Origin of the sequence: Rhodococcus sovatensis (assembly GCF_037327425.1) — a bacterium.
In the GTDB taxonomy this organism is placed as follows: Bacteria; Actinomycetota; Actinomycetes; order Mycobacteriales; family Mycobacteriaceae; genus Rhodococcoides; species Rhodococcoides sovatense.
In genome coordinates this window covers 2,469,964-2,483,254 of record NZ_CP147846.1, presented here as the reverse complement: position 1 = coordinate 2,483,254, position 13,291 = coordinate 2,469,964, and the positions used below count along the sequence as shown (strand labels likewise).

The window sequence follows — 13,291 nt, the reverse complement described above, 5'->3', positions numbered from 1 at the left end:
AGGTGTGGCCCACCTCGAACTGACCGATATCGACTACTTCCTGCCCGACGGCAGGCAGCTCCTCGGTGGGGTCGGTTTCCGCGTCGGCGATGGTGCGAAGACCGCACTGATCGGGCCGAACGGAACCGGCAAAACAACGTTGACGCGGATCATCGCCGGCGACGTGTCGCCCGAAGACGGCAGCGTGACGCAATCCGGTGCCCTCGGAGTGATGCGACAATTCGTCGGTCAGCTCCGCGACGATTCGACAGTTCTCGATCTGCTGCTGTCTGTGTCCGCACCTGCGGTTCGCAGCGCAGCGAAGGCCCTCGACGATGCCGAGAACGCGATGATCGAGATGGACGACGAGAAGACACAGCTCAAATACGCAGCGGCACTGTCCGATTGGGGAGATGTCGGCGGCTATGATCTGGAGCCCTTCTGGGACAAAGTCACGATGTCCGCGCTCGGCATGCCATTCGATTCGGCGAAGTGGCGCGCAGCGGCGACGCTGAGCGGCGGCGAACAAAAGCGCCTGGTACTCGAAGCACTGTTCGCGGGTAGCGACCAGCTACTCCTGCTGGACGAGCCGGACAACTATCTGGACGTCCCGGGAAAGCGGTGGTTGGAGAAAACGATTCGTGAGTCGGACAAGTCGGTTCTGTTCATCAGTCACGACCGCGAGTTGATTGCCAACGCTGCCACCCGAATCGTGACCCTCGAACCGGGTATCAACGGTGCGACGTCGTGGGTGCACGGCGCTGGTTTCGATACCTACTACGACGCGCGCGACGATCGGAACGCTCGCCTCGACGAACTGAGAAGACGGTGGGACGAAGAGCGCGTGAAGCTGCGTGCACTCGTCCTTCGGCTGCGCGAGAAGGCAAAGTTCAACGATGGTGTCGCGGCCCGCTACCACGCTGCGCAGACGCGCCTTGCTCGGTTCGAGGAGGCAGGGCCACCGGAGGCGGTGCCGCTGAAGCAGAGTGTGACCGTACGACTGCACGGGGGCCGGACTGCCAAGCGCGCACTCGTGTGTACCGGGCTCGAGATGACCGGACTGATGAAGCCCTTCGACGCGGAGATCTGGTTCGGCGACCGTGTCGCTGTGCTCGGTTCCAACGGCTCGGGCAAGTCGCACTTCCTTCGCCTCCTCGCCTCGGGCGGTACCGATCCGGAACGCGAGCACGAGCCGGTCCAAGAACTCGCGCTTTCCCCGGTTCCGCACACCGGCACGGCTGTCCTCGGGGCCCGCGTTCGTCCAGGACTGTTCGCGCAGACTCACACCCGTCCCGATCTGACCGGAAAGACCTTGCTCGACATCCTCCATCTCGGTAACGAGCACCGCGACGGGATGGGACGGGAAGCTGCAAGCCGAGCCCTCGACCGCTACGGCCTCTCCCGTGCCGCGGAGCAGCTGTACGACAACCTCTCGGGTGGGCAGCAGGCGCGCGTGCAGATTCTTCTCCTCGAGCTCTCGGGAGCAACCTTGCTTCTGCTCGACGAGCCGACCGACAATCTCGACCTGTTGTCGGCCGATGCACTGCAGGATGCGATCGCTGCGTTCGAGGGGACTGTGATCGCGGTAACTCACGACCGGTGGTTCGCGCGCAGTTTCGAACGATTTCTCGTGTTCGGGTCCGATGGACAGGTGTACGAATCCGATGAGCCGGTATGGGACGAAACACGTGTCAGGCGAGAGCGCAGCCTGCGGAGTGACCAGTCGAAGCGAGAGCGCAGCCTGCGGTAGCGTTTGCGCCGTGAATTCCACTGACTCCGATGTGACCGACTCCGATGCGACCGATTCGCCTTATCTCGTCGGCCTGAATCTGTCGGGAAAACGTGTCGTGGTGTTCGGTGGTGGCACCGTCGCGCAGCGACGCCTACCGCTGTTGATCGGTTCCGGCGCGCTGGTGCACGTCATCACGCGGGAAGCGACGCCGGCCGTCGAGGCGATGGCTACAGGCGAGCAGGTGACGCTCGAGCTGCGCGATTATCGCCGCGGCGACCTGGATGGAGCGTGGTACGCGATCGCGTGTACCGACGAGGCGGACACCAACGCGGCGATCGTTGCCGAGGCCGCGCGTTCCAGAATTTTCTGTGTTCGCGCAGATGTCGCTCGCGACGGCACCGCAGTCACGCCCGCTTCGGCGGACTACGACGGACTGACGCTGGGCGTCCTCGCAGGAGGCGAGCATCGGCGATCGGCGGCCGTCCGCAATGCGGTCCTGGAAGCTCTTCAATCGGGTGTGATCACCGATACCGCCCATGTTCCTCACACCGGCGTCGCACTCGTCGGCGGAGGACCCGGTGACCCGGACCTCATTACGGTGCGGGGCAGGCGACTGCTGGCGTACGCCGACGTGGTTGTCACCGATCGTCTCGCGCCACCCGAACTGCTCGCCGAGCTGGGACCGCACGTCGAGGTGATCGATGCGTCCAAGATCCCCTACGGACGGGCCATGGCTCAGGAGGCGATCAATCAGGCGCTCATCGATCGCGCGAGGGCAGGGAAGTTCGTCGTCCGACTCAAGGGCGGTGATCCGTACGTGTTCGGCCGGGGGTACGAGGAGCTCGAGGCACTGACCGAAGCCGGGATCGCTGTGACGGTGGTGCCTGGAATCACGAGTGCGATCTCGGTACCGTCCGCCGCGGGCGTCCCTGTGACCCACCGCGGTGTCACACACGAGTTCGTCGTGGTGAGCGGGCACGTCGCCCCCGATCATCCCGACTCTCTCGTCGACTGGGATGCGCTTGCCCGGCTGAAGGGGACGATCGTGCTCTTGATGGCTGTGGAGAGAATCGACAAGTTCGCTGAAGTTCTGATCCGGGGTGGCCGGCCGGCGACGACGCCGGTACTCGTCGTGCAAGAAGGGACGATGCGCACCCAGCGTGAAGTGCGCGCGGACCTGTCCACGATCGCGCAGCGTGTGAAGGACGAGGCGATACGCCCGCCTGCGATCGTCGTGATCGGAACCGTTGCTGGTTTTTCCGTGGACTCTCGGTAACGTGAACTCTCGTGCCTGACCACTCGCAGCCCGCAGCGCCGTCCACGCAAATTGTTTACCCGGTGACGACCCGGGCATTCGGCCTGGCCATCATCGTACTCAGCGGACTGCAGTTGATGGTGGTGCTGGATGGAACGGTTGCCAACCTTGCGCTTGCGCCTCTGCAGGCCGATCTCGGGCTGAGCGACGCGGGCCGCAACTGGGTGCTGACGTCGTATGCGTTGGCGTTCGGTGGACTCATGCTGCTCGGTGGGCGTTTGGGCGACGCGTTCGGCCGAAAGAAGATGTTTCTCGGCGGCGTGATTCTGTTCACCATTGCGTCGCTGCTCTGTGGTCTGGCTGTGAACGAGGCGACACTGGTGGCAGCGCGGGCGTTGCAAGGCGTCGGTGCCGCGGTCGCCTCCCCGACGGCTTTTGCACTGGTGGCAACAACGTTCGCACCAGGTCCCGTACGCAATCAGGCAATCGCGATCTACGCCGCGATGACCGGTGTCGGTTCGATCGCAGGTCTGATCATCGGCGGAGCGTTGACCCAGGTGTCGTGGCGATGGATCTTCCTCATCAACGTGCCGATCGGGATCATCATCGTCATCTTGGCTCTGGTGTCCCTCCGGGAGACCGCGGGCGTTCGGCTGGCCCTCGACTTCCCGGGCGCGATACTCGGCACACTTGGATGCACGGGTGTAGTGCTTGCGTTGAGTGAGGGAACCGAACTGGGCTGGCTCAGTCCGTTGGTGCTCGGATCGCTCGTTTCAGGTCTCGTGTTGCTTGGATTGTTCCTGGTCGTCGAACGCCGGGCCGACAACCCGCTACTGCCGTTCTCGCTGTTCTCGGACATCAATCGCGTTGCCACGTTCGTTGCAATCTTTTTCGCCGGCGGCGTGATGTTCTGCCTTGCCGCGTTCGTCGCGCTGTTCGTTCAGGACATCCTCGGCTACAGCCCACTGTCCGCCGGCCTCGCGTTCGTGCCGTTCGCGTTCGGCCTCGGTGCGGCGGCGTTCATCACCTCGCAACTTGTCGTGAGGGTGCAGCCGCGCTGGTTGGTCATGGCAGGCGCGGCCATCATGGTCGGATGGTTGCTGTTCTCGGTGGCGACCATGAACGCGGACTCGTCGTACTTCCCGGGCATCTTCTTCCCGGTCATCGGTATCGGATTCGGTGTAGGCATGGCATCGATACCACTGCCGCTGTGCGCTATCGCAGGTGTCCCGGCTACCGAGATAGGGCCGCTGACGGCAATTGCACTCGTCGCCCAGACTCTCGGTGGACCGGTAGCACTGGCGATCGTGGGTGCCCTGACCACCTCACGCACATTGTCCCTCGGCGGGACGACCGGACCAGCCACTCTGATGAACGATGTCCAGTTGGACGCACTGAGCTCGGGCTACATGTTCGCGCTCTTCTGCTGCGCGGTCTGCGCTGTCGTGGCAGGCATCGCGGCCTTCTTCATCCGTTTCACTCCGCAGCAGGTAGCCCAGGCGCAGGCCGCCCAGGAAGACGCGCAGTCGTCCTAGGGCTCGACCGTGTCGCCCAGCGAAATCAGCAGCTTTCGTAGTAGCCGGTTCAGCTCCGTTCGTTCTACAGGTTCGAGATCGGCAACGAGACGTGCCGCGTTTGCCACGTGGCCGTCGACGACTCGCTCCACCAGTTCGTGTCCTGTGGCTGTCAGGGTGATCAACACACTGCGGCGATTGTTCGGATCGGTTTCGCGGGTGACCAGTTGTTTGGCCACGAGCCGGTCCACGCGGTTGGTCATGGCAGCCGAGCCGACCATCGTCCGCGCGACCAGACGTTTCGGAGTCAGCGTGTAGGGAGCGCCGGAACGGCGCAGTGTCGCGAGCACGTCGAACTCCCAGGGCTCCATGCCCTGGGCTACGAAGTACTCGCTGATATCGTGCTCGACCAGGCTCGATGCTCGTGAGAGTCGACCGACCACGCCCATCGGGGTTGCGTCCATCTCGGGCCGTTCGCGCTGCCATTGCGCGAGGAACGAATCTACTGCGTCGGTCATCGGTCCTCCAAGAAAGATTCGACATCGAACTGTTTGACGAACCGTAGCATCCCGCCTACTATCTCGATGTCATATTGTTTGATATCGAAATATTGGGAGCAAGTGTGGTTCTCTCGTCGTCCTTTCGCAATTCGTTGATCACTGTCGTCGCGCCAGTCGTCTGGGGTAGCACCTATCTCGTGACGACCGAGCTGTTGCCGCCGGATCGGCCGCTGCTGGCTTCCGTTGTGCGTGCGTTGCCCGCGGGTCTGATCCTCGTCGTTCTCGGTCGTGCGCTGCCTCGTGGACGCTGGTGGTGGCGCACCTTGGTGCTCGGGATCCTCAACATCGGCGCCTTCTTCTACTTCTTGTTCGTCGCTGCCTATCATCTGCCGGGTGGCGTCGCAGCGCTGGTCATGAGTGTCCAGCCGATGATCGTGCTGCTCATGGGTGCTGGACTGCTCGGTGCCCGAATACGGGCTGTGCACATCTACTCGTGCATCCTCGGCGCCGTCGGTGTCGGCCTCCTCGTAGTACAACCAGGCGCAAGTCTCGATCAGATCGGTGTGCTCGCCGGTCTGGCGGGCGCTGCAAGCATGGCTTCGGGCATCGTGCTCACAAAACTCTGGGGCAGGCCCGACGGTGTGGGCGTGCTGACGTTCACCGGCTGGCAACTCACCGTCGGCGGCGCAGTCCTGCTGCCGTTCATGATGATAGGTGAAGGAATCCCCAGAGTTGTTACAGCAGAAAATATCTCGGGCTTCCTGTATCTGAGTGTGATCGGTGCGTTGCTTGCGTACGCAGTGTGGTTTCGTGGAATCGAGAAGCTCCCGGCCCTCGCCGTGTCGTTTCTGTCGTTCGCCAGCCCGCTCGCCGCAGCATTGTTGGGCTATCTGGTTCTGGGGCAGTCACTCTCACCGGTTCAGCTGATCGGCGCTGCTATCGTCGTAGGGGCTGCCATCATCGTGGTTGCTGCAGGTTCGCATCCGTCGAAAGGAGGACGCGGCACAGTGGGGATCGCCACTAGCGTCGAGGTGTGACGACCGATGCGCGCTACCGATCTCTCGATGTCCTTCGCGGGATCGCGATTCTAGGCACGTTGGGAACCAACGTGTGGATCTTCACCAGTGGCTCCGGGCTCGTCGGGTACCTCGAGACGCTGGGAACAGCGCAGGGTGGCTGGGGCATCGCCGAGCGGGTGCTTCAACAACTGGCACAGGGCAAGTTTCTGGGCCTGCTGACGATCATGTTCGGAATCGGGTTGGCGATTCAGCAACGGTCGGCACTGCGAAACAACGTGCGGTGGCCAGGGCGATATCCCCTCCGAGCTGCCCTCTTGTTCGTGGACGGGCTGCTGCATTTCGTCTTGTTCACCGAGTTCGACGTGTTGATGGGATATGCGATCACCGGCCTCGTCGTGGCGTACGTGCTCGTGACAAGCGAACGCGCACAACGGAGATGGATGGTATGTGCTGCCGTGGTCCATGTCTTTCTCATTACCGCAATCGCCGCCGCGATGTTGACACTGGCGTCGAGTGCATCAGGTGACCCCTTGTCCCCGAACCCGTACGCCGACGGTTCGTTCTGGGATCTGATGGTCTTTCGCCTCGACAACGCGCTGGCGTTCCGGGCCGAGACAATCCTGATTCTGCCCATGTCGATCGCCCTTTTTCTACTGGGCGCAAGATTGTTTCGAGCGGGTGTTCTCGGTGAGGAGGGGGCCGTTCTTCGCAGGCGCCTCCTCCTCGTCGGTCTCGTCGCTGCGCCGGCGGACTTCGTCGTAGGAATGTTCGGTTCCAGTGCGGGACTCATCGTCTCTCGCTACCTTCTTGCGCCGCTGGTGTCGTTGGGAATTCTTGCCCTCGTTGCGCAGCACTACATCGGTCGCTCGGGCATGACCTTCGTGACCGGACGGCTGTCGGAGATCGGCCGGATGGCGTTGTCCGGCTACGTCCTGCAGAACGTCGTGGCGTCGACTCTGTGCTACGGCTGGGGGTTCGGCATCGCGATCGGACTCGACACCGGTCCGTTGCGGGTTCTGGGAACTGTCTCGGTCTACATCGTCACAGTCGTCTGTGTCAGCACCTTCGCACATGTGTGGCTGCGCCGGTATCAGCGTGGTCCGATCGAGTGGTTGTGGAACTACTCGTTCGAGAGGATTCCGCTACGTACTCTTTAGATCGGCTTCGTCGGCGGCCGCGTGGCCGGACTCCCATCCCTCGGCGTCGAGCCTTGGTCCTCGCATCATTCTGACCCGGGGAAAGAGTCGGTCGAACTCCTCTTCCACTGCCACGGTCTGCGCTGCGAGCATCGGAAGCAGCTGCTCCGACCGAGTCGTCGCCTCCTCCAGCGCAGTCGCGTCCACCTCGGCGAGCCGTTCACCGATCCTGATCGCATACGCGTACAGAAAAGCCTTGCCGAATGCGGCAGAGGCAGATCCTTTGCGGTTCTTGGCCTTCGGCGAGTGCGCGAGAGCGCGGGTTGCCTGGATCAGCAACGACGTGAACAGGACTTCCGTTTGCTCGACATCGACGGGTGATCCCACAAGTGTGGCAACCGCGAACCCGGAGTCCCAGATGCTCTTCACCCGATTGGCCGTGCTGACCCCGTGCAGCAGCTGCGCTTTCGGTGGAGCATGGGGGTTGTCCACGTGCAGTCTGCGGCTGACGACATCGACGTTCCCCTCCGTCAGCAGTAGGGAATCGATGGAATACCGCGTCATCAGTTCCTGCGCCTTGGCGGTGAGGGTTTCGGCCTCGAGGTCGAAATCGGTGGCGTCGGCTTTCGCGAGCAACCCGCGAATGCGGACCAGCACCTTGTCGTTCGGTGATCGAGCGCCTGGAACCTGCCGGTCGGTTCGGGGTATTCGCTTTTTCGGCCATTGCGAAGGAAGAGGGCCGATCTGCGGCCACCTGGGTAAGGACTGCCACTGACCGAGCAGAGTGAGAACGGCGACCCATTGATTGCTGGCGGCGATGTAGTCCCACCGCCCGCCCGGCCTCGGCAACGCGGCCAGGAAATTGGGGGTCGTGTCCACAGTGGCCGCCGCTGCGGGGTACAGAGCACAGATCTCGGACAACTGTCCGACCCAATTCTCCGGCGCGCGGTCGTCGGCGGACGTCAGGTCGGATTCGTGCAGGATCACTGCCGCCGCAAGCGAGGACACAGACGTGGTGTTCTGTCGCCGAACGACATGCAATAGATCGAACGGTTGCCAACCGTTCTCGTACATCGTCGAAATCATGTTCGTCAACGCCAGAGAACCCAACGCCTGGGCGTCGAACTCTTCGAGTCCGACAAGCTGGTCGGCGACATCGTCGACGAGTCGGGGATTCTTGGTGCGGCCGCTCGCAGCGTCGGCGCCCTGACGTAGCAGACCCGGTACCGGATTCATTCGGTCAGCACGATCAATTCGGTGGGGGAGCCGACTTCGACCCGAAGCCCTGCTTTGGAGGCGATCCGCGCTAGGGCCCGCACGTCCTTGGGCTCGGCCGTCGTCAAGGTCAGCGCGCGTGCCAGTAGACCCTTGTGGTGTTTGTTGAAGTGACTGACCACGGATCTGCTTCCGTCCGGCTTTTCGGTCAGAACAGTCGCAGTGACGGCACCGGGGACGGGACCGAGTTGCTGATAGGTCCCGGATCGAAGGTCGACGACGAGTCCATTCGCCTCGCCGACCAGTGCTTCCGTCAGCTCCGGTTTCCAATGGGATCTGAGGGTTCCGAAACCGGGGATCTTCGACGTGCCGGACAACCGATACGACGGGATGGGGTCGTAGGCGCGCACTGCCCCGAACAACGCCGAACCGATCCACAGGCGCTCCGCAGCGCGAGTGCGGCCTGCCTTGGTGAACCCACGCGCATCGAGCGCGTCGAAGAGCACCCCGGTGTAGCGGCTCAGCGCAGGTGTGGTGGGCGAGGTCCACAGCGCCACGTTGCGTTCGATTTCGTCGGCCTGCGTCGGCCCCAGTCCCAGGGCAGCACTCGATGCGTCGACGTCACCGGCCAGCTCGACGAGCGCATCTGCGAGCTTCTGCCGAAGTGGAGTCAGCGCAGGAAGTGACAGACCGTGCAGATCGAGAGGAGAGCCGTCGCCACCGTCGGACTTCGTTTCGGAGGGGGGAAGCAGGATCAGCACGGGGAGCAACGTTACCGTTCCGCTGGGCACCGACTACGCTCATACCCCGTGATCACCCGTCTCTCGCAGCTGTTCCTTCGTACCCTTCGCGACGACCCGGCCGACGCCGAAGTCGACAGCCACAAGCTGTTGGTGCGCGCAGGCTACGTCCGTCGCATAGCGCCGGGCGTGTACTCGTGGCTGCCACTGGGCCTCCGAGTGCTTCGGCAGGTCGAGAAGGTGGTTCGTGAGGAGATGAATGCAATTGGGGCGCAGGAGATCTCGCTCCCGGCGTTGCTGCCCCGTGACCCGTACGAGACCACAAATCGGTGGACCGAATACGGCGACGCACTGTTCCGCCTCCAGGACCGCAAGGGCACCGACATGCTGCTCGGACCCACGCACGAGGAGCTTTTCGCGCTTACGGTCAAGGGTGAATACAACTCCTACAAGGATTTGCCGGTCACCCTGTACCAGATCCAGACCAAGTATCGCGACGAGGAACGTCCCCGTGCGGGCATCCTGCGCGGACGCGAATTCGTCATGAAGGATTCGTACTCCTTCGACCTGGACGAGGACGGGCTCAAAGCGTCGTACCACGCCCACCGCGAGGCATACCAGCGGATCTTCGCTCGCCTCGGTGTCAAGTACGTCATCGTCGCCGCAACGTCGGGGGCTATGGGCGGCAGCGCGTCCGAGGAGTTCCTGGCCGAAAGCGACATCGGCGAGGACACCTACGTCCGGTGCATCGAGTCGGGTTACGCGGCCAACGTCGAAGCGGTCACCACCGCTGCTCCCGACTCGCTCCCGATCGAGGGGCAGCCGGCCGCCGTCGACTACGAGACCGGTGACACTCCGACCATCGCGACACTCGTCAGCTGGGCCGAGACTGCGGATCTCGGCCGTACCGTCACGGCGGCGGACACACTCAAGAACATCCTGCTCAAGGTGCGCCAACCAGGTGGCGAGTGGGAACTACTCGCGATCGGCATTCCCGGAGATCGCGAAGTGGACGAGAAGCGTCTGGAGGCCTCGCTCGAGCCGGCCGAGTTCGAACTCCTCGCCGACGCAGACTTCGAAGCCAATCCGTTCCTGGTGAAGGGCTACATAGGACCACGAGCTCTGCAGGCCAACGGGGTTCGCTACCTCGTGGACCCGCGAATTGTCGACGGCACGTCCTGGATCACCGGGGCCGATGTCAAGGGCAAGCATGTGGTGAACCTCGTCGCAGGCCGTGACTTCACTCCGGACGGCACGATCGAGGCAGCGCGGGTGCGCGACGGCGACATGTCCCCGGACGGTCGAGGACCCCTGGTCAGCGCTCGCGGAATCGAAATCGGGCACATTTTCCAACTCGGTTACAAGTACACCGATGCGTTCGCCGTCGACGTCCTCGGGGAGAACGGCAAGCCGGTCCGCCTTGTGCAGGGTTCCTACGGTGTCGGTGTTTCTCGCCTGGTCGCCGTGATCGCCGAGCAGATGCACGACGACAAAGGTCTGCGTTGGCCCGCCGCGGTGGCCCCGTTCGATGTCCACCTCGTCATCGCCAACAAGGACGGGGTCGCCCGGGAGGGTGCCGAGGCGATCGCTGCCGAGCTGGACATCCAAGGATTGGATGTCCTTCTCGACGACCGCAAGGCCTCGCCAGGGGTGAAGTTCAAGGACTCCGAGCTGATCGGGATGCCTCTCGTCGTCGTCATCGGACGCGGATGGGCGGACGGCAAAGTCGAGATTCGTGACCGGTTCACCGGCGAAAGCCGAGAACTGGACAAGGAGACTGCGACTGCCGAGATCGTGAAGGCCGCCCGCACGAGGAACTGATTTCACAGTCCTGGTCGGTTACTCGCTGGTAGCTTCGAGTAACCGACTAGGAGAGGTGACAGCGTGGCGCACGTTGCTTTGTTCGATCCCACAAAATTCGACACGACCCGATTCGATGACGAGACCGCCCGGCAGTTGCGCGCGCTGATCGATTGGTTCGAAGGTCGTGGCAAGGCGCGGTTGCTCGCCGACGATCTGGGCGCAGTCTGGACCAGTGACTTTCTCGATTTCGTCGCTAAGGAGAAGTTGTTCGCGAACTTCTGCACTCCTGCCGCGTACTCCGATGGCGATCCGAACAAGCGCTGGGATGCATTCCGTAATGCGGCTCTGAGCGAGATACTCGGGTTCTACGGGTTGTCCTACTGGTATGCCTGGCAGGTCACCGTTCTCGGTCTCGGACCGATCTGGATGAGCGCGAACGACGCGGCAAAGTCCCGCGCGGCCCGTCTGCTGGACGAGGGCGGTGTCGCGGCGTTCGGGTTGTCCGAGCGGGCACACGGTGCCGACGTCTACTCCACCGACATGGTGCTCGAGCCGACGGGCGAGAGTGACGTCGAGTTCACCGCAGCGGGGGAGAAGTACTACATCGGCAACGGCAACATCGCCGGTATGGTGTCGGTCTTCGGTCGGCGTAGCGACATGGACGGTTCACCGGCCTATGTCTTCTTCGCCGCAGACAGCGGTCACGAGAAGTACTCGTTGCGAGACAATGTCGTCCACGGTCAGATGTTCGTCAGCACGTTCGTGTTGGAGGACTACCCGGTTCGCGCCGAGGATATTCTGCATTCCGGCGCGGACGCGTTCTCGGCGGCGCTGAACACCGTAAACGTCGGGAAATTCAATCTGTGCACCGGATCCATCGGAATCGCCGAGCACGGGTTCCACGAGGCGATCACGCACGCGCACAACAGAATCTTGTACGGAAATCGCGTGACCGACTTTCCGCATGTACGCGCAAGCTTCGTAGATGCCTACGCACGCTTGATCGCGATGAAACTGTTCAGCGCGCGGGCTCTGGATTACTTCCGAGCTGCAGGCCCCGACGACCGCCGCTATCTGCTCTTCAATCCGATGACGAAGGCCAAGGTGACCTCGGAGGGTGAGATCGTGGTGCGGACTCTGCACGATGTGATTGCTGCCAAGGGATACGAGAAGGACACATACTTCCGCGAAGCGGCCCAATTGATCGGGACGCTGCCGAAGCTCGAGGGCACCGTCCACGTCAATGTCGCGCTGATGCTGAAGTTCATGCCCGCGTACATGTTCACGCCCGTCGACTTTCCCGCGGTCTCGACGCACGACGACGCTTCCGACGACTCGTTCTTCTTCGCTCAGGGTCCGGCTCGTGGGGCAGGAAAAGTGCGTTTCCATGATTGGGCGCCGATGTACGAGAAGTACTCCGGCGTTCCGAACGTCGCGCGCTTCTACGAACAGGCGCTGGCCTTCAAACAGTTTCTCGCGGATGCGGCACCCGACGAGGGGCAGCAGAAGGACCTCGACTTCCTGCTGAACGTCGGGCACCTGTTCTCGTTGGTGGTCTACGGGCATCTGATCCTCGAGAGCGCGGACGCGGTGTCCACCGAGGTGCTGGATCAGATCTTCGACTTCCAGATTCGCGACTTCTCGGCGTATGCCGTTGCGTTGCACGGCAAGCCGTCCTCGACCGAGGATCAGCAGTCGTGGGCGCTGGGTGCAATTCGCAAACCCGTCGTCGACAGAGGGCGGTTCGATGCCGTGTGGGCGGAGGTCCTCGGTTACGACGGTGCGTACGAGATGAATCCCTAGGGCGCGTTCTTCAGCTGGTCCAGGTCCGAACCGAATGCGCAGATCGCCAGTTCGCCGAGTGCGGGGTCGTCTTCGGCGAACTGGGGTGCCTGCATGGCGAGAAGGCAATTCAGTAGCATGCCGTTGGCGATGAAGTCGCGGGCTTCATCGGGCGTGCAGCCAGTGCTGTCCTTGATCTGGGTGTAGATGGCGGCCATACCTGCGCGGCCCTGTGCTCCGATCTCGGGAGTGCTCCCTGCCGTGAACCCGTGCATCATCACCAACAGCAAGTCCTGGTCGGCGACGAGTTCGGTGTAGGCCCCGCCGAGTGCTGCCCATACGTCGCCGTCCGGATACGGTCCGGTTCCGTTCAGCACGGCGTCGAAGGCCTCCATGATTCCGTCGATGGCTCGTTGAAACGCCAGTCTGAACAGCTCGCTCTTGGTGCCGAACATGCGCACGACGTAGGGCTGTGACACGCCTGCCTCTTTGGCCACGGCGTCCGTGCTGGTGCCGGCGTACCCGCCCTTGGCGAATGCGCGGGTGGCCGCGTCGAGCACCAGCTCACGACGGTCGGATGCGTCCATGCGGGTGGTCTTCGTCGGAGCTGCCATGT

General features: G+C 63.0%; 11 protein-coding genes. 7 read left to right on the top strand and 4 right to left on the bottom strand.

The features are described from left to right. Nucleotides 1-4: 4 nt before the first annotated feature. Genes WDS16_RS11585 through WDS16_RS11575 form a run of 3 tightly spaced genes read left to right on the top strand, consistent with a single transcriptional unit; the run spans nucleotide 5 to nucleotide 4,501 of the window. Nucleotides 5-1,729, top strand: a complete 1,725-nt coding sequence (locus WDS16_RS11585; RefSeq protein ID WP_338892796.1) for an ABC-F family ATP-binding cassette domain-containing protein — start codon at nucleotides 5-7, stop codon at nucleotides 1,727-1,729. A 10-nt stretch (nucleotides 1,730-1,739) separates the two neighbouring features. Further along, complete coding sequence (gene cobA / locus WDS16_RS11580; RefSeq protein WP_422395782.1) at nucleotides 1,740-2,987, top strand: uroporphyrinogen-III C-methyltransferase; 1,248 nt, start codon at nucleotides 1,740-1,742, stop codon at nucleotides 2,985-2,987. Nucleotides 2,988-2,998: 11 nt separating this feature from the next. Then, nucleotides 2,999-4,501 carry an MFS transporter gene (locus tag WDS16_RS11575; protein WP_422395781.1) on the top strand — a complete coding sequence of 501 codons (1,503 nt, stop codon included), beginning with the start codon at nucleotides 2,999-3,001 and terminating at the stop codon, nucleotides 4,499-4,501. Here WDS16_RS11575 and WDS16_RS11570 read toward each other — a convergent pair. Beyond that, a complete protein-coding gene (locus WDS16_RS11570) occupies nucleotides 4,498-4,998 on the bottom strand; it encodes a MarR family transcriptional regulator (RefSeq protein ID WP_338892794.1) in 501 nt (166 codons plus the stop codon). The genes WDS16_RS11575 and WDS16_RS11570 overlap by 4 nt on opposite strands. 104 nt (nucleotides 4,999-5,102) lie before the next feature. Between WDS16_RS11570 and WDS16_RS11565 the strand changes: the two genes are divergently transcribed. Together WDS16_RS11565 and WDS16_RS11560 are read left to right on the top strand one after the other, a co-directional pair. Beyond that, nucleotides 5,103-6,017: an EamA family transporter gene (locus WDS16_RS11565; RefSeq protein WP_338892793.1), complete on the top strand. Its 915-nt coding sequence runs from the start codon at nucleotides 5,103-5,105 to the stop codon at nucleotides 6,015-6,017. After that, nucleotides 6,014-7,156 (top strand): DUF418 domain-containing protein, encoded by a 1,143-nt coding sequence (locus WDS16_RS11560; protein ID WP_338892792.1) that lies wholly within the window; start codon nucleotides 6,014-6,016, stop codon nucleotides 7,154-7,156. The genes WDS16_RS11565 and WDS16_RS11560 overlap by 4 nt, the downstream gene beginning before the upstream one ends. Here the strand turns inward: WDS16_RS11560 and WDS16_RS11555 are convergent. Together WDS16_RS11555 and yaaA are read right to left on the bottom strand one after the other, a co-directional pair. After that, nucleotides 7,142-8,371 (bottom strand): DUF2786 domain-containing protein, encoded by a 1,230-nt coding sequence (locus tag WDS16_RS11555; protein WP_338892791.1) that lies wholly within the window; start codon nucleotides 8,369-8,371, stop codon nucleotides 7,142-7,144. The two genes, WDS16_RS11560 and WDS16_RS11555, sit on opposite strands and share 15 nt — an antisense overlap. After that, nucleotides 8,368-9,111: a peroxide stress protein YaaA gene (yaaA, locus tag WDS16_RS11550; protein ID WP_338893363.1), complete on the bottom strand. Its 744-nt coding sequence runs from the start codon at nucleotides 9,109-9,111 to the stop codon at nucleotides 8,368-8,370. The genes WDS16_RS11555 and yaaA overlap by 4 nt, the downstream gene beginning before the upstream one ends. 48 nt (nucleotides 9,112-9,159) lie before the next feature. Here yaaA and WDS16_RS11545 point away from each other — a divergent pair, with 48 nt between their 5' ends. Then, nucleotides 9,160-10,911, top strand: coding sequence for a proline--tRNA ligase (locus tag WDS16_RS11545; protein ID WP_338892790.1), 1,752 nt, complete (start codon nucleotides 9,160-9,162; stop codon nucleotides 10,909-10,911). 63 nt (nucleotides 10,912-10,974) lie between these two features. Then, nucleotides 10,975-12,696, top strand: coding sequence for an acyl-CoA dehydrogenase family protein (locus WDS16_RS11540; protein WP_338892789.1), 1,722 nt, complete (start codon nucleotides 10,975-10,977; stop codon nucleotides 12,694-12,696). Here the strand turns inward: WDS16_RS11540 and WDS16_RS11535 are convergent. Further along, a complete protein-coding gene (locus WDS16_RS11535) occupies nucleotides 12,693-13,289 on the bottom strand; it encodes a TetR/AcrR family transcriptional regulator (protein ID WP_338892788.1) in 597 nt (198 codons plus the stop codon). The two genes, WDS16_RS11540 and WDS16_RS11535, sit on opposite strands and share 4 nt — an antisense overlap. Nucleotides 13,290-13,291 lie beyond the last annotated feature (2 nt).